The sequence below is a fragment of the Klebsiella sp. GL120222-02 genome, assembly GCF_003097195.1.
In the GTDB taxonomy this organism is placed as follows: Bacteria; Pseudomonadota; Gammaproteobacteria; order Enterobacterales; family Enterobacteriaceae; genus Klebsiella; species Klebsiella variicola.
Map to the genome: position 1 here is coordinate 522,217 of NZ_QEQO01000003.1, position 17,281 is coordinate 539,497.

At 54.2% G+C, this 17,281-nt stretch carries 16 protein-coding genes and 1 tRNA gene; 3 read left to right on the plus strand and 14 right to left on the minus strand.

The features are described from left to right. The first annotated feature begins 23 nt into the window (after positions 1-23). The gene (gene dnaG, locus N438_RS12520; protein WP_008806538.1) at positions 24-1,769 is read left to right on the plus strand and encodes a DNA primase; all 1,746 of its coding nucleotides are present in this window, start codon (positions 24-26) and stop codon (positions 1,767-1,769) included. A gap of 218 nt (positions 1,770-1,987) precedes the next feature. After that, positions 1,988-3,829: an RNA polymerase sigma factor RpoD gene (gene rpoD / locus N438_RS12525; protein ID WP_008806539.1), complete on the plus strand. Its 1,842-nt coding sequence runs from the start codon at positions 1,988-1,990 to the stop codon at positions 3,827-3,829. A gap of 99 nt (positions 3,830-3,928) precedes the next feature. Here the strand turns inward: rpoD and mug are convergent, their stop codons facing one another. Continuing rightward, positions 3,929-4,435, minus strand: coding sequence for a G/U mismatch-specific DNA glycosylase (gene mug / locus N438_RS12530; protein WP_008806540.1), 507 nt, complete (start codon positions 4,433-4,435; stop codon positions 3,929-3,931). A 124-nt stretch (positions 4,436-4,559) separates the two neighbouring features. Here mug and N438_RS12535 point away from each other — a divergent pair. Next, positions 4,560-4,635: transfer RNA gene (locus N438_RS12535), tRNA-Ile, on the plus strand. Between the two features lie 157 nt (positions 4,636-4,792). Here the strand turns inward: N438_RS12535 and N438_RS12540 are convergent. The 13 genes from N438_RS12540 to N438_RS12600 form a co-directional block, all read right to left on the minus strand. Further along, the gene (locus N438_RS12540) at positions 4,793-5,011 is read right to left on the minus strand and encodes a DNA-binding transcriptional regulator (RefSeq protein WP_023343301.1); all 219 of its coding nucleotides are present in this window, start codon (positions 5,009-5,011) and stop codon (positions 4,793-4,795) included. A gap of 67 nt (positions 5,012-5,078) precedes the next feature. After that, complete coding sequence (locus tag N438_RS12545) at positions 5,079-6,242, minus strand: phage late control D family protein (protein ID WP_044524743.1); 1,164 nt, start codon at positions 6,240-6,242, stop codon at positions 5,079-5,081. Then, entirely contained in the window at positions 6,242-6,721 is a 480-nt protein-coding gene (locus N438_RS12550) for a phage tail protein (protein WP_032420037.1), read from the minus strand. Before N438_RS12550 ends, N438_RS12545 begins: the two co-directional genes overlap by 1 nt. A gap of 13 nt (positions 6,722-6,734) precedes the next feature. After that, a complete protein-coding gene (locus N438_RS12555; protein ID WP_044524746.1) occupies positions 6,735-9,176 on the minus strand; it encodes a phage tail tape measure protein in 2,442 nt (813 codons plus the stop codon). After that, entirely contained in the window at positions 9,169-9,288 is a 120-nt protein-coding gene (locus N438_RS12560) for a GpE family phage tail protein (RefSeq protein WP_014343413.1), read from the minus strand. The genes N438_RS12555 and N438_RS12560 overlap by 8 nt, the downstream gene beginning before the upstream one ends. A 32-nt stretch (positions 9,289-9,320) precedes the next feature. Further along, positions 9,321-9,596, minus strand: a complete 276-nt coding sequence (locus N438_RS12565; RefSeq protein WP_004195711.1) for a phage tail assembly protein — start codon at positions 9,594-9,596, stop codon at positions 9,321-9,323. A gap of 60 nt (positions 9,597-9,656) precedes the next feature. After that, entirely contained in the window at positions 9,657-10,172 is a 516-nt protein-coding gene (locus N438_RS12570; protein ID WP_044524748.1) for a phage major tail tube protein, read from the minus strand. A 13-nt stretch (positions 10,173-10,185) separates the two neighbouring features. Then, a complete protein-coding gene (locus tag N438_RS12575) occupies positions 10,186-11,367 on the minus strand; it encodes a phage tail sheath protein (RefSeq protein WP_044524750.1) in 1,182 nt (393 codons plus the stop codon). A gap of 109 nt (positions 11,368-11,476) precedes the next feature. After that, complete coding sequence (locus N438_RS12580; RefSeq protein ID WP_044524753.1) at positions 11,477-12,550, minus strand: phage tail protein; 1,074 nt, start codon at positions 12,548-12,550, stop codon at positions 11,477-11,479. A gap of 69 nt (positions 12,551-12,619) precedes the next feature. Beyond that, a complete protein-coding gene (locus tag N438_RS12585; protein ID WP_044524756.1) occupies positions 12,620-13,435 on the minus strand; it encodes a hypothetical protein in 816 nt (271 codons plus the stop codon). Continuing rightward, positions 13,435-15,771, minus strand: a complete 2,337-nt coding sequence (locus N438_RS12590) for a hypothetical protein (protein WP_044524758.1) — start codon at positions 15,769-15,771, stop codon at positions 13,435-13,437. The genes N438_RS12585 and N438_RS12590 overlap by 1 nt, the downstream gene beginning before the upstream one ends. Before the next feature lie 2 nt (positions 15,772-15,773). Next, on the minus strand, positions 15,774-16,361 hold the full coding sequence (locus N438_RS12595) for a phage tail protein I (RefSeq protein ID WP_165818801.1): 588 nt from the start codon (positions 16,359-16,361) through the stop codon (positions 15,774-15,776). 7 nt (positions 16,362-16,368) lie between these two features. Further along, entirely contained in the window at positions 16,369-17,277 is a 909-nt protein-coding gene (locus tag N438_RS12600; protein ID WP_116696316.1) for a baseplate assembly protein, read from the minus strand. Between the last annotated feature and the right edge of the window lie 4 nt (positions 17,278-17,281).

Genomic DNA, 17,281 nt, shown 5'->3' on the forward strand with positions numbered 1-17,281 from the left:
AGTCATCAGAAATAACGGGGCTTATGGCTGGACGAATTCCACGTGTATTTATTAGCGATCTGCTTGCCAGAACCGACATCGTCGATCTGATCGATGCGCGGGTAAAGCTGAAAAAGCAGGGCAAAAATTTTCACGCGTGCTGTCCGTTCCATAACGAAAAAACCCCCTCTTTCACCGTCAACGGTGAAAAACAGTTTTACCACTGCTTCGGCTGCGGGGCGCACGGCAATGCTATCGACTTCCTGATGAACTACGACAAGCTCGAGTTCGTGGAAACGGTCGAAGAGCTGGCCGCCATGCACAACCTTGAAGTGCCTTATGAAGCAGGCAACGGACCCAGCCAGATAGAGCGCCATCAACGGCAGAACCTCTACCAGTTACTGGATGGGCTGAATGCGTTTTACCAACAGTCTCTGATGCAGCCCGCCGCCGACCCTGCGCGCCAGTACCTGGCAAAACGGGGGTTAAGCAGCGAGGTGATTACGCGCTTTGCCATCGGCTATGCTCCCCCGGGTTGGGATAACGTTTTAAAACGTTTTGGCGGCAATCAGGAAAACCGCCAGTCGCTTATTGATGCCGGCATGCTGGTCACCAACGATCAGGGACGCAGTTACGACCGCTTCCGCGAACGGGTGATGTTCCCCATCCGCGATAAGCGAGGCCGGGTAATTGGGTTTGGCGGACGAGTGCTGGGCGATGCCCTGCCGAAGTATCTGAACTCCCCGGAAACCGACATATTCCATAAAGGCCGTCAGCTGTATGGCCTGTATGAAGCGCAGCAGGACAATCCCGAACCACCGCGTTTGCTGGTTGTCGAAGGGTATATGGACGTCGTGGCGCTGGCGCAATACGACATCAACTATGCCGTGGCCTCGCTGGGCACCTCGACCACGGCCGACCATATCCAGCTGCTGTTTCGGGTGACCAATAACGTCATCTGCTGCTACGACGGCGACCGGGCCGGCCGCGATGCCGCCTGGCGCGCGCTGGAGACGGCGCTGCCGTACATGACCGATGGCCGCCAGCTGCGTTTTATGTTTCTGCCTGACGGCGAAGACCCGGATACGCTGGTGCGTAAAGAGGGCAAAGCGGCGTTTGAGGCGCGGATGGAGCAGGCTCAGCCGCTCTCCACGTTCTTGTTTAACAGCCTGCTGCCGCAGGTCGATCTGAGTACCCCGGACGGGCGCGCGCAGCTGAGCACGCTGGCGCTGCCGCTGATAACCCAGGTCCCAGGCGAAACGCTGCGCATCTACTTGCGTCAGGAGCTGGGCAACAAGCTGGGCATTTTAGATGACGCACAGCTTGAACGTTTAATGCCAAAACAGTCTGAAAATGGCGCGCCGCGTCCCGCGCCACAGCTAAAACGCACGACCATGCGTATACTGATAGGACTGCTGGTGCAAAACCCGGATCTGGCGCCGTTAGTCCCGCCGCTGGAGGGACTGGACTCGCGCAAAATGCCAGGCCTTAGCCTGTTCAGCGAGCTGGTGAAAAGCTGTCTGGCGCAACCTGGTCTGACGACCGGGCAACTTTTAGAGCAATATCGCGGCACAAAAGAGGCTGCAACCCTTGAAAAACTGTCGATGTGGGACGATATAGCAGATAAAGATATCGCTGAAAAAACCTTCACCGACTCGCTTAACCATATGTTTGATTCACTGCTGGAACTGCGACAGGAAGAGTTGATAGCTCGCGATCGCACACACGGTTTAAGCAGTGAAGAACGCCGGGAACTCTGGACCATCAGCCAGGAGCTGGCGAAAAAATAAATGACAGACAATATCCTTCACGTTGTATCAAAGCAGTAAGAAAACGCAGAACAACGCGAGGGAAAAGTATTTAACGGCTTAAGTGCCGAGTATCGATCGGGAAGCCCCCGACAGCCGCGCAGAGGCGCAGCGGCAATAATATAAGTACGCCCTCGCTTTAAATGTCGACAGCCCGCCTGCCGACACCAATCAAACGAATTAAGTGTGGATACCGTCTTATGGAGCAAAACCCGCAGTCACAGCTGAAGCTTCTTGTCCAACGTGGTAAGGAGCAAGGCTATCTGACCTATGCCGAGGTCAATGACCATCTGCCGGAAGATATCGTCGATTCCGATCAGATCGAAGACATCATCCAAATGATCAACGACATGGGTATTCAGGTGATGGAAGAAGCACCGGATGCCGATGATCTGATGCTTGCCGAAAACACCGCGGATGAAGATGCTGCCGAAGCTGCCGCGCAGGTGCTCTCCAGCGTGGAATCCGAAATCGGACGCACGACCGACCCGGTGCGCATGTACATGCGTGAAATGGGTACCGTAGAGCTGCTGACCCGTGAAGGCGAAATCGACATCGCCAAACGCATCGAAGATGGGATCAACCAGGTCCAGTGCTCCGTTGCCGAATACCCGGAAGCGATCACCTACCTGCTTGAGCAGTACGACCGCGTCGAAGCGGAAGAAGCCCGTCTGTCCGATCTGATCACCGGTTTCGTCGATCCGAACGCCGAAGAAGACATGGCGCCGACCGCCACGCACGTTGGCTCCGAGCTGTCTCAGGAAGAGATGGATGACGACGAAGACGAAGATGAAGATGACGACGCCGACGACAACAGCGATGACGACAACAGCATCGACCCAGAGCTGGCCCGTGAGAAGTTCGCCGAGCTGCGTACCCAGTACGAGCTGACGCGCGACACCATCAAAGCCAAAGGTCGTAGCCATGCCGCCGCGCAGGAAGAGATCCTGAAGCTGTCTGAAGTCTTCAAGCAGTTCCGCCTGGTGCCGAAGCAGTTCGATTACCTGGTCAACAGCATGCGCAGCATGATGGATCGCGTTCGTACTCAGGAACGTATCATCATGAAGCTGTGCGTTGAGCAGTGCAAAATGCCGAAGAAAAACTTCATCACGCTGTTCACCGGCAACGAAACCAGCGAAACCTGGTTCAACGCTGCGGTAGCAATGAACAAGCCGTGGTCCGAGAAGCTGCTGGAAGTGAAAGAAGACGTGCAGCGCGGCCTGCAGAAGCTGCAGCAGATCGAAGAAGAGACCGGCCTGACCATCGAACAGGTGAAAGACATCAACCGTCGCATGTCCATCGGTGAAGCGAAAGCCCGCCGTGCGAAGAAAGAGATGGTGGAAGCGAACTTGCGTCTGGTTATCTCTATCGCCAAGAAATACACCAACCGTGGTCTGCAGTTCCTCGATCTGATTCAGGAAGGCAACATCGGTCTGATGAAAGCGGTTGATAAGTTCGAATACCGTCGCGGCTACAAGTTCTCGACCTACGCGACCTGGTGGATCCGTCAGGCGATCACCCGCTCCATCGCGGATCAGGCGCGCACCATCCGTATTCCGGTGCATATGATTGAGACCATTAACAAGCTCAACCGTATCTCCCGTCAGATGCTGCAGGAGATGGGCCGTGAACCGACCCCGGAAGAGCTGGCTGAGCGTATGCTGATGCCGGAAGACAAAATCCGTAAGGTGCTGAAGATCGCCAAAGAGCCTATCTCCATGGAAACGCCGATCGGCGACGATGAAGATTCGCATCTGGGGGATTTCATCGAGGATACCACCCTCGAGCTGCCGCTGGATTCCGCGACCACCGAGAGCCTGCGTGCGGCAACGCACGACGTGCTGGCCGGCCTTACCGCTCGTGAAGCGAAAGTCCTGCGTATGCGTTTCGGTATCGACATGAACACCGACCACACGCTGGAAGAAGTGGGTAAACAGTTCGACGTTACCCGCGAACGTATCCGTCAGATCGAAGCGAAGGCGCTGCGTAAACTGCGCCACCCGAGCCGTTCTGAAGTGCTGCGTAGCTTCCTCGACGATTAATCGTCGCGGGGCATCGTCCACAGCCGGTTAAAAAGCTCCCTGCGGGGAGCTTTTTTTATGGCGTTCAGGTGGCCATCCGGGGACAGTCGCCTCTCTCCGCTACTGGCCGCGGGTCGCCAGGGCATCATCCAGTTCACGATAGGCCGCCACCAGCTTATCGAGCGTCGCCCGGTTTAAGCCGCTGGGATTGGGCAGCACCCAGACCTGGGTCGTCCCGATGGTCATAGGCTGTTTCCCCCACTTCGCGCCGCGCTGGTTAAAGGCGAGCTCGAAGGCCTGCTTGCCGAGCACCGCCAGCGCCTGCGGCTGATACTCCTCAATCTTCCTCACCAGCTCACGGCCACCGCTGCGCAGCTCCTGCAGGGCGACCTCGCTGGCCTGCACCGTCGGTCGCTCTACCAGCATGGTGATGCCGCAGCGCGTATCCAGCAGCTGCAGCTCCTCTTCCGGCCTGAGCTGTCGATCGGTGAATCCGGCCTGATGGATGACCTTCCAGAAGCGATTGCCAGGATGGGCAAAATGAAAGCCGGTATGGGCGGAGGACTTCCCCGGGTTGATACCGCAAAAGACAACGCGCAGGCCCGGCGCAAGGATATCGCTAATCATGTTTTCTCCGGCTGTATGGCTAAAACATGATTATAAAGGATTGAAAATGCATTGTTTATAAAAACAGCAGCTGCGCGCTTTACGCTGGATTGCAACCGTCAGTTACTTTATAATCCCTCGCCACGGCCCCTTAGCTCAGTGGTTAGAGCAGGCGACTCATAATCGCTTGGTCGTTGGTTCAAACCCAACAGGGGCCACCAAATTTTAGCTTTAAAATCATATAATTAAGCCACTCACGTGAGTGGCTTTTTTCTTATATCGCTATTGAGTGGCGATAAAATGGCGGTGCATTTTTTACCGCCACTTTTCAGATCACATAAAAAAACCCGCTCGCGGCGGGCATTTTATGAAATTTTTTCAGAGCCATAGCGGGCGCTGACCACCAACTGTCGGATGAGGCGGGGCCGGGATTATCGTTCCTGGCGTAACAATAAAACGTTCCACCGATTCCATCGTTACGAACGTACAACTGCAATTTATGTTAGTACATTGGTGGTAACGCTCTTTGGTATTCTCACTTAGATAGCGACTGGTGCGCGCATGTGCCGCGTGCTGGCATTTTGGACAATGGAACATTTCACACCCCAAAAATTCACATAAAGTGAATTTATGATACTCATTTTTTCACTATTTGAGAATAGCTTTATTCTTCCCCTTCAGTCCCGTACTCTACATCCAACAATCTAACCTCAAGCTCTAGACTCGTCGTAAAGCCGCTATTATTCAGAGAGTGCATAACCTTCGTGATTGTCCATGATTGATCGTCTATGACGCGCTTAAAGCCCGAAACCTGCACGGGTGTCTCCGGGTAGAGATCGGCGCGCCCTGTCGCCAGCCTGATAGAAAACTCAGCAACACCACGTTGCAGTTTGTCCCATTTTGCCTGGGCAGCTCGCATCGCCTGCGCTTTGGTTGAAAAAATTGTCGTCAGGGCGAACACGTTGTCATCCTCGCCGACCATGTATTCACCTTCCCTGGCTTCCGGCGTCTTCACCGCTTTTTTCTTCGTTACCGGTTTGGCTTTTGGGTGCTGTAGTGCACGTAAATGTTGCTCTTTCGGTTTCCGCTTTAACGTCACCTTTTGCTTTTGTGGTTTCGGGTCTTTGGTGTGTAACCATTTTGCCGTGACACCGGTATATGCCCCACGGTCGGCAATCGAAAACTGATGCCTGTCGCCATCGCTGCGGGTGATAGTGACTTGTGGAATAGCCTTTCCACTGGCTGTTAACCCACGCCCGGCTTTCAGAAAAAGCAACTTTCCCGCTTTTACCGAAACCTCACCGCCGTTTCGCTCGGCGAGCCGTGTTAAAAATTTGGCATCTGATTCCTGTGACTGGTCGATATGCGGAATTTTTATTCCGGCCAGCTCCGGTATAACGCTCGCCGTCAGTTTGTTACGTGTCGCTATCGCTGCCACGATCTCGCCGAGCGTCTTGTCATGCCAGGACTCTTCCCGACGTGAGTTAAGCGTCCCCCGAAAATCGGCGCTACGGGCGCGGATTGTCACCGTATCTGGCGCGCCGTGATGTTCAACCTCATCGACGGTAAAACTTCCCTTACCAATCAACGCAAAGCCTTTCCACCCGAGGTAAAGCGTCAGTACCGCACCACGTAACGGAAGCTCGACCAGCCCGTCAGCATCATCAAGCTCAATGTCGAGCTGGTCGGCCTCGAATCCGCGATTGTCTGTCATGGTCAGACTCATCAACCGATTACTGATGTTGCCGGTAATATCTTTGCTGTCGAGCATCAGCATAAAATCGGGCGTCAGTACGCCACCCGCATTCAAATTCAGCATATCCAGCATCAGCTAATCCCCACCATGCCAGCCACTGACGAGGCCATATTACCCGCCTTTCCAATAAGTGATTTGGCCTGTTCACCAATATCACCATACAGCGCAGCGAGAGATTCATCCACGCGGGTAAGCGTCAGCGTAAAATCAATTTTTCTCGCCGTTCCGTCAGCAAAAAACAGGCTTCCCGTCTCGCTGATATTATTGATGACGTACATACCGTAAATCGTGCCAGTGCCATCCAGTAACGGCCAGGCGCGCCCCTCGTCAGCCATTAAACGAATGGCCGTCATCGTCAACTTTCCGCCGGTGAGCTCCGGGTAAAGCACACCGGCCAGGGTAATTTTTTCATCCCCCGGCCCCAGATACTGGAAAGAGTCCCGCTTACCAACGCGGGAGTTTGACGGCCACCGATATTCGGCGTCGCGTTGCATCGTCTGGTGTGGCAATGTCTGACGCATAAAAACAAACATACCGAGTGCGAGCATCATTTTTTGTCACCTCCTATCCGTCGTGGTTCATGCTGGCACGCTGGCGGGCGCGTTTTTCACGCTCAAACTTTTCGAGCGCATCCTGTAACTGGCGATCGAGCTGCGTACCGCTGCCGCCCCCCTGAACGTCGATGTGATATTCGTTTTTACTTTGGTCTATATAAGAACGCCCCGCCGGTGCGGTGACGGGTTGATATGCCTGATAGCCACCGTAAGTGCCGGTTGCCGGAATATAAGAGTTACCCTGTGTGGCTGCGTTCGCTTTTGCGGCAGTCTGGTCAAGCGTGATGGACTCTTTGTTGATAATGCCGAGTTTCTCTAGCACCCAATCAATACCGCTGCGCAGCTTATTGAATGCTGTAAGCGGTAACGTAAGAGCGTCAGCCAGGCGCTGACCAAACAACACACCGGCATCACGAAAACTGTTTAAGGTTTCCTGCGATGATTTTACCGGCGCAATCAGGTTGTTAAACCAGTCCCATGCGGCTTTCAGTTTTCCGCCCAGCCAGTCAAACATCGGTTTAAGCGGCGCAAACAGCTCAGCTACTGGCGCAAATGCGGCCCGCATCCCGTCAATCACTCCGCCGAAAAATGCGCTGATGGGCTCCCAATATTTACGGATGAGCAATGCCCCGGCGACAATCGCAGCCACAACAGCGACAACCGGCCAGGAAATCGCACCAATAGCGGTAATGATGCCTCCGGCCACCGTTGTAAATACGGTACCGAGCACCGTCGCAGCGGCGATGATGGCATTAACTCCTGTTATAACCGGCCAGGCAATCAGCCCAATGATCCCAATCATACCCACCACACCAAGCGCCACGGCGGTAATCATCCCAAGCGTCTGCGCGAGCTCTTTATTTCGCTGGATCCACTTATCAAGTTTGAGCACGTAGCCGGTCGCAGTCTGCACCAGTTTGCGTAATGAGGATTCCTGTTGGTCAAACAGGTCGGTGCCAACAGCCTCATACGCAGACTGAAACTCTTTGAAGTCACCACCGAGGTTATCCTGCATGACTTTAACCAGCTCCTCGGTCTTGCCGTCCGAGGCTTTAAATGCCACTGTCAGCTTATCGAGTTTCCCGCTGGCCGCAGCGTCTAACAGGGCATTAGACGATTTCAGCGCTTCCTCGCCGAATATCGTTTTCAGGTATTCGCCTGTCTGACTTGTTCCGAGCTTATTCTTTTTAAAACTGGCTTGGATTTCTTTCAGAATGGTAAATACGGGCCGCATGTTGCCCTTGCTGTCTGCCGTCTTAACCCCCAGCTCTTTTAATGCCGCCCATGCCTTACCTGTTGGGGCCTGTAACCGGCTAACGACAGCGCTGCTCCCGGTACCGGCCATCGATCCCGTGATATTGTTATCATGAAGCACACCCGTCATGGCGGCGGCTTCTTCGAGGCTTACTCCCGCAGCTTTGGCAACTGGTGCCAGATAGGTTAAGGCGTCGCTTAATCCCTGAAAATCGGCCGCTGATTTATTCATCGTTGCTGAAAGCACATCGCCGATATGGGCTACCCGGTCATTTGAAAGCTGGAAAGCGTTTTTGGTACCGAGCAAAAGCTGCGCGTTCTCTTCCATCGTCCGACGGTTAGCAAGCGCCATATTAAGTGTGACGGGCGTCGCCGCCTGAATCGCTGCCGCGTCTCCGCCTGCTTTCGCAATGATAATCTGAGCACCGGCCGCATCATCGGCAGAGGCGGCAGTATTGTCGCCCAGCAGTCGGGCCTGCTTTCGCAACGCAGTCATTTCTGCGGAGTCTTTCGCCACGCCGAGTACAGCCTGTAACTCGGAGTTTTTCTGCGCAAAATCATAACCCGGTTTCATTAGTGCAACACCGGCCAGCGTGCCTGTCGTCGCCATACCTACACCGGCGGCACCCATTGCGGCCGCATTTCCGGCCAACTCTTTACCGGCCTGATATCTCTGCTTAACCGCATTGAGCTTTGCCTGTTGCGCGCTGACCCGCGCCAGCGCTTCACGCTGACGATTGAGCTGTGCTGTCGTTTCGCTAATGTTGGTTTTTAACCGGCGTTCATCCGCGGCCAAGGTACGGGTATTAATTCCCGCCTGGCTGAGTTCCTGCCGCTGGCGCTGTACAGCCTGCCGTAAGCTGTTGTGTTTAAGCTGTAGCGCGGCGGCGCTTTTTCGTGCAGCGTCCATCGCCTGCGCCTGTGCGCGGGTAGGCTGCTCCGTATTTTTGAACTGGATCGCCAGCGCGGCGGCTTCCTGTTTAGCTTTCTTCAGCTCCTGACCGGTAACGGCGAGTTGCGCGCTGGCCTTGCGAAATCCGTCAATACGGGATGCCTGACCGTTAAGCTCACGCAGTAATTTTTGAGTGTCCCGGATATCACCAGACAGCGTTTTACTCGCTGTCTGGATGGTTTTAAACGGGCGGGTCGCCTGGTCAACAGCCTTGAGTAAAACCTGCAATTTAACGTCGTTACTCATTCGTGTTTCCGCTTCGCTGTAGCGCCTTTTCGCGCCAGGTGGTGAGCTCGGTCAGGCTCATGGGATATAATTCTGATGGCGGCCAGTGAAAAATCACCGCGATATCCGCCATCAGGTCATCGACCGACATGTCTTTCGGGAAATTTAATCCGCCAAATTCGGCGACAAAAAACCGATCACCTTTGTTGCCAGCGCCATCAGGTCGGGTAAATCCATCATGACGACATCCGATTCGGTAAGAGACGGACTGGTCATACGCGGCAGCACTTTAATCAGGGCATCCACTTCAGAGCGAGCGACGTCCGCCAGGCTAACGCCGCGCAGGGTTCCGGCGTTGGGTTTCATCAGGGTGATTTTTTCGATGACCTGCTCGCCGCGTTTGATCGGGTTTTCCAGGGTGACTATGTTTTCTTTGCTCATGAGTTTCTCACTATTTACGGATTCCGGGTTAACCGGCCAGACATGCTGGCCGGGGAAAAATTACAGGCCGATATTGCGGCGGTGCTGGTCGAGTCGGTCGACGCCGTTCACCTTCTCAATCATGTTGAGGACGTCGATTTCTACCAGCTCTTTACCGTTCATGCTCAGCTTGTAGTACGTGCAAACCAGCGATAATTTGCTGCTGGTATCCTCGCCCTGTTTGCTCTCGCCGTTATCGACTTCCTTCACCTTGAAACGGGTCTCAACTTCCACCGCCACGGTTTCGCCGGTATCGTCCCGCTGGTAAGAGCCTGCATAGCGCAGTAGCGTCCCGGTACCGACGGCACCATAAAGTGACCAGATCGCATCATCAGGGAAGCCGCCGAGGGAAATTTCCATCGCCAGCGCGTCATCGTCGAGGCCGAAATCGACAGGGGCCGAGCCTGACATCCCGCCGCCCCGGTAATTTTCCAGCTTACGGGTCAGCTTTGGCAGGGTGACGGACTCGATAACGCCGAGATAGCTGACGCCATCCAGAAACGTATTCAGGTATTTGAGCTTGCGCGGCATTGCCATTGGTCAGGGCTCCTTAATTGCTGTTAACCGATGACACCAGATTCGCCAGGTATTTATCGGTAATTCGCTGGCGTAGCGTCAGGTTTTCGAGAGGGGGAACCGGCGTATAGTCGTAATCGATATACAGTTTCCCGGCTTTGAGGGTCGCCGCGTCGTTGGCCGATTCATCAAACCAGCAGGTCGCATCGACGATATAGCCCGCCGTTTTCATCTCGCGGAATTTCGCATTGATACCCGCAACGATGTCCTTAATCAGCGTGGCAGTGATCGGCTTGTCGACCGCCCACATGTGACCAGCGGCCATTGTGTCAGCGATAACCTGCGCGGTGCGGGTGTAGTTCTCGAACAAGAACAGCGGGTCATCTGAGCAGCAGCGGTTGCCCCAGAAGCGGAAACCGTCTTTACGAATGAGCGTGGTGACGCCAGCCTCGTTAAGCAGGTCGGCATCGGTGCCGGATTCCTGCAAATCCCAGAAGACCGACGCGCTGATGCCAGTGACGCCATTCACGCCAACGTTTGACAGAGTTTTGTGCCAGCCGGTGTCCTGGTCGATTTTGGCGCGCAGGCCCAGCGCGCGGGCGGTCGCCCAGGCGGTCTCGGTCGCGTTCGCCGTGGTATCCCATGCCAGAAAATCCGGCCAGATAACCATCAGCTCACGCTGGCTGAAATTCTCGCGATAGAGCATCGCCTCGGAAATGTTCTTACAATCCCATGCGCTGATATAGCCAAAGGCGCGCAGCTTCTGGCAAATCGGCGCGAGAGCAGTTGCAACCTCAAGGGAGTCGAGCCCCGGAATACCGAGGATGCGCGGTTTAACGCCGGTGACGGCCTCCGCCGTGAGCAGTGCTTTCAGCCCGGTGTAATTGCCGTTTTCGTCGGTGCCGCCGATGATATTAGAGATAGTCTGCGCTTCGGCATCATCGCCGCTACCTTCGGCTACGCGCACAACGACAATTACCGGCTTCGACTGGTCGGCAATCGCCTGGAGGGATGCGGCCAGTGTGCCTTTTGTACCCGCTTTGGCGATGGCGCTTTGCACGCTGGTAATCAGTACGGGCTTATTGAGTGGGAAGGTGGCAGCATCAGCATCGCTGGCCGTGCAGACCATGCCGATAATAGCCGTTGATACGGTGGAAATGACGCGGGTGCCGTCGTTAATCTCGACAACCTGGACGCCGTGATGAAAATCGCTCATCCGTTTAACTCCGTGGTTAAGGGTGAGCATTATTTTCAATCGTGGTGGAAAGGGTGACGAGTCATCCCCGCTGTAACAGGGACAGAACAACAGGAATGACCGTCACAGGTCAGGCAACACGACTCCAGCACATCAGCAGCGTGTGGGATTCCACCACACTGAACGGTTTGCCCTCACCGAGGCTGGCTGTTTTGCCGCTGGTCGAGTGTTTGTGCGGCGGGATCGTGACGCCATGCTGATGGTCTTCTGCATAGTCGGTATAGTTCCACCCCGTATATTTCTGGTTATCCGTCCCGTGTGTGGCATCCTGCCAGGTATCCCCCGGCGCCCCATCCCCTGCCCTGTGCCGGTGCCTTCCGTTGCCCGATGTCGTCAGCTCCTGCTGCTCCTGTTCGCTGGTTTCGCCGGTCACGTCAATCTGAACGGCGGGCAGGTTGGCCTGCTGAAGTGTAACGGTATCGCTGCCACCGATCTGCCCGACATTCGAACCATCAGCCTTTCCGACGCGGATCGTCTTGTTTTCGCCGGTGTACACCCATTGCGACCACGGCCAGCGCTCATTGGGATTGAGGTTCTGGTTAAAAAAGCGGGTGGTTCCAACCGGGTTATCATCTTCCCAGAAATCTCGCTTAGCCGCCGTTATCGCATCGGCAATCACCTGCTGTATATCCGTATCCAGCTGGCCCGCAATCTTGTCGGCATAATCCTTTGCCTCATTTTTCGCCCGGTTTACCTCATCAACCGAAGCAAGAACAACCGTCGGGTCTGTCATCAGCTGGACATCGGCTGTACTGCTGACCGATATCCACATGTTAAGCGCCTGCAAACGGCCCGATCCTTCCTTGAGTAAGGGTTTATAGGATGGCGGCAGACTGGCGACGGCAAGACAAACTCCCTCGTTATCAAACAGCGCCGCCTCCCTTAACCAGAAACCACCGACCTGCGGCAACATAATCATTTCTGCCCTGATTACATTTGCAGCCTGATCCGCAACGACCACGCGATTAACTGGCGCTCGGTATAGCTCATTAACCAGTCCCGATTCCGGATCAGGCGTGTGATTCTCCCCGCCGCCATCACCGACGCCCATTTGAGAAAAGTTCACCGGCTCTCCGGTGACTGCCGCGGCCGCAAGGCGATTTCGCCCGGCCTCCGTCAGCACAGAGTAAAATTGTCCGGCCATTCATCCCCCGGTCATTAATTCTGTTTCGATGCTGCACGCCGGATCAGCCCGGCGATGCTGCTTTTTATATCAGCTGAACAGACCATTCACAGCGGCCATTTCGTCAGCGATAACTTCCTGTACAGTTTTCCCGGAAATCGTCAGGTCATCCATTCGCGCCCGGTAAAACAGACCGGCAAAAGCGCCGGTATCCGCCCGATCAGATCCCACACCGTTGTAGGTAATCGCGGATGACGGGTAAGGCACCTTCGCTACAAAGACCCCCTCATAAACCAGTTCTCCATCGAGATATATCATCCCCTTTTGCTGTGTGCCGTCCCCGGACTCCACATAACGTACGCTCAGGCAATGCAGAGAACCGTCAGTCAATGCCCCCAGGCGATCAATAACGCTGTAATTGATGCCACGCACACTCACTGTCAGTGCTTTTACCACTCCCTCGGTAATGGTCGGGTAGACCTGTAGGAGCCTGTTTACCGTCGTGGCATAACTGGTTGCCGCGATGCCAATTATCGCGTTGCCAAACCCTTCATTACCGGCATTGGCAGGATCAATTTTCAGCCAGAACGTATGCATGTAATCCCGCATAGCGGCCGTCGGGATAAATGCCGCTGGCATCCTGAAATACTGACGCGAGGCCCTGGTAAAAATCACACCGCCGTGCGCGGCATCATAATTCAGGGATACCGATCCCACAGTCGCGGGGTCTTCAACCCAGCACAGGTTCTGTAATTCTTCCCCTGACGCAAGGTTTTTCCCACCGCCCGCCCATCCATGCTTAACATCAACCAGCCCCAGAGTCCCGGCGTTAATGGCGGGATCACGGTACATCTTTGCCCGGGTCTTAATGGAGAGTCCCATAAACTGTTCAGCTTTACCGGCCATTATTTCACCCATCCTTTCATTTTCATAAACTGATATACAAACCGGGCATTCACTTCTGCCCCGATATAGAGTGCGCCATTCATTAACACCTGTGACGGGTGCAATGTGTCATATTTCAGTGATGACGGCGTGGTGTCATCGGCGATATTTTTTACATCCGTTTCATTTTCCGGGTTGAAATGATTTTTAAAGTTCTGGAGTAAATCCACTCCGTCAATTTCACAATAGTTACCCGGCCAGTAGTTTTTGAAAGCGGCATTAATGGCATGAATACGCTGCCAGCCCTCTGTTCCTTTAATTTCATCCCCACGCGTAAACTGTGGGCAAATAACAAAGCGTTTTCCCTTTGGTTTCAGGCTGGCTACTATTTTTTGTGCATCCCGTAATACTTCCTGCCATGACGCCGTGTTATTCCTGCCAAATGTTAATATCTGGATAGCCTCATTATGCTGTTCGTATAACGTTCCCGCCGCAACAGAGTTTTTGACAGTGGATGTCGTCACGGGATAAACATAAAGTGGTGACAGATCACTGACTTCAACGGGTGCACCCTCGCCATCACGAACAAAAATAGCCTGCGTTCCTGTCCAGTTAAAAACCCCGTCTACCCCAGCCAGACGGCATTTTATCCCTGACATGGTACCGTTTGATGCTGATGCCGCCGGACCGGGTAAATTGGGGATCAGATTTACTGAACCGCCTGACGGAATAATGCCGTTTACCGGGGCACATAAAAATGGCGATCCGCCTTGTCGCGCAGAGACAGCGGTACTGCGGATACCTGACTTCCCGAAATTGTACGCCGTTAATCCCGTTAGTTGATGAATCGTGCTCATGAAGACCGGATTTTCCATGAACGAATCACCCCACCCGCACAGAACATCACGGGAGATAAGCGGCCGGATAGTGTCATTTTCATCCAGAAAAAAACGGCCTCCCGGCACAGTCATATCACGGTCAGACTGCCAGCTTATCAGTCCGCTTCCATCCACCACCGGCGCGTATTCGCTGGCTGTCCCGTCCGTAACCTGCACCTGTTCACCGGAGACCGTATCCAGTATAAAAATCTGGCTTTTCCCGTCTTTTACCTGAGCGTAAGGGATACGTGAATCTCCCTTGTTTGCCAGCAGCAGATTCAGGTTTACGCCGTCCACAGTGATGGCATCAGCGTTAATTTCATCAAAATGATGTGGAATAAGATGATGCTGCTTCCCGGCCAGAATATAAGAGAGAATATTTCCGTCTTTATCATATCTGATATCATCGTAAGCGGCCCACGCTTCCATTTCTCCGCCGGGACTGAAAAGATCAGGGTTGATTAACCGGCTGGCTCCGTCAAGAGTAAATGTTTTTGTGACCATATCGTCAGCTGCAACCGGGATAAAGAAAACCCGACGACCATCACGAATGCACTCAAGGATATTATTATCTTTATCTAATTTAATATCTTCATCTTTGACTGATGCAAATTCACCACCTTCCCGGAAAACATCAGGGTCTAAAAACCGACTCGCCTTTGCCAGACCGGTTAAGTTTTCGGCGAGGATGGCAGGAGGAATACCATTCGGATCTATCTTCACGCCGCTGATTTCCAGCTCTTCGCCGGTTAACTTTTCTGACCAGACCGGGACAAAAAACATCCTCACACCTTCCCGCAGGCACTCGGTCATGTTTTTCTCCTTGTCTACTTTAATATCTTCATCTTTGACCCTTTCATATTCGGTCCCTTCAACCCCGGTTTCATAGAAACGTGAAGTATTATTCAGCGGGGTGATATTTTTAACTGACTGTGCAACGGCATCCACGGCCGCTTTGCCTACTGTCTCGGATAAAGGGGTAGGTGTACCGTTATCATTTCGATAAAGCACCTCGCGCCCGCCGTCATCATGAAATACCACGCGGAAAGTCTGACCGGTAAAGGTCGCGCTAATGCCTGTTACCGTTCCGTCAGGGTCGTTTTCCGTCGGAAAAATCGTCACCGTAAAAGACTGACCGTCGAGTATTTTTTTACCCGTTGCGACGGCCTGACCGCCTGCATTTGTGAACTCCTCCGCCCACACCCGGGCATCTTCCGACCTGACGGAAAAAAGCGCCCCCTCAGGGATGCGCCCCTGGACAATCGCGGCCTGCGCTTCTGCCTCAGAAGTAAAGGGGAGTTCGCCTGATTTAATCAGGGCGTTGTAAGCCTCCAGCTCCCCCTTCAGGTACGCTGTCCGGTTCGCCAGTTTACTGGTCTGGATATTAACCAGCCCCGCTTTTCCCCCTTCAACCTTATCCAGCCGGGCAATTAAAGGAATGTCAGTTTCCCATAGTGAAGTTTCATTAATCGTTGGCATAGTTAATTCCCGGAATAGTGATAATTGCCGTCATAATTCGCGAATTCATCGTAAAAAATACTGTCATCAGGCTGATAACCTTGTGGATATACAGTAATAACCTCTCCATCCGTTATTGCTGCACCAATAAACGCGATACCATTTACGCGGGTTGATAACGTCAGCTGTGATATGTGGCGACTGACCGGCTTTGCATCCCCGATAATCCGCTCCAGTTCTTTGATCATTGGCTCAGTGATGCCGATATCATTGAGGTCAATCTCAAGGCGGAAAGTCCCGGCAGGGTCGGCAACCTTCCACCACTCCTGGAGCGTCATGCTGTAGCCCAGCGTTTCAATCACCCGACGAACGGCGGCGACGGTTCCCTTGCGTTGGTGGATCCAAAACGCATCACTGACAGCCTGGCGCTTTTCCGTTTCTGACCAGGTTTCCTCCCAGCGGTCGACAGAAAACGCCCACGCCAGATAGGGCAGGAATTTCACCGGACATTTCCACGGATTCCACAAATCTCGCAGCGGCACAGATAAATCGCTGATAGAGGCGCATGCTGCTGCGGCTCGCTGTTCCAGCAGAGATGACCCGTTCGCCATCAGCGAATTATTCATCCGATCCCCCGATAATGACGCGGGCATCGGTGCAATAAGCGGCCTGGGCTTTATCCAGCACCACATCGGCCAGCGGTTCGCGAAGTTCGACGCGCTGGACCCCCTGCACATGCAGCGCGGCGTAAATCGCCGACATTCGGATGTCACGACCAAGGCGGCGCTGCTCCGTGATATAGGCAGTTAACTGCGCTTTTGCGGCAGCAAGAATCGGCTCGGTCGCCGGGCCGGGGTACACATACAGCACCGCGTCGATCGCATAATTGACGATTTCAGCCGAGACGACTGTCAGGCGGTCAGCGACCGGTCGTACACTCTCATCATTCAGCGCGGTACTGACGGCCAGCAATAAATCGTCCGACGCCGTGCCGTCACCTTCCCGCGACAGTACCGCGATAGTGACCTCTGCTGGAGCCGGGCTGTTCGCCGAAGCATCCGCGACACGTCCGTCGGCACTCAGGGCGTGAAATTCATAGGCACCGGTTGGCCCGGCAACACTCATCCCCTCAAAAGCAGCAGGTACGCGCTGACGTAAATCGCTGTCAGATTCCATGACCGCCGCCACCGGCGGGATTTGGGTCTCGTCTCCGGGGGTGATGACCAGGCGTTCAACGTTATTATTTGCCGCGAGCTGGTCGAGGTCGTTTTTGATGGCATAGGCCACCATCCCGGCTTTCGCCGCCTCGTTAATGCGCTGGCGTAAAATCACCTCGCGATAGGCATTCTCTTCGAGATATTTCACCAGTGGCTCTGACTCCAGCGTCAATGTCCTTGCGATCGCTTCCTGCTCATCTTCCGGGTACAGTGAAATCAGCGTCGCTTTGCGCTCGGCGAGGATGGTTTCAAAATCCAGCGTTTCCACCACATCAGGCGCGGGGAGCTGGCTCAGGTCGATAACTGCCATAGGT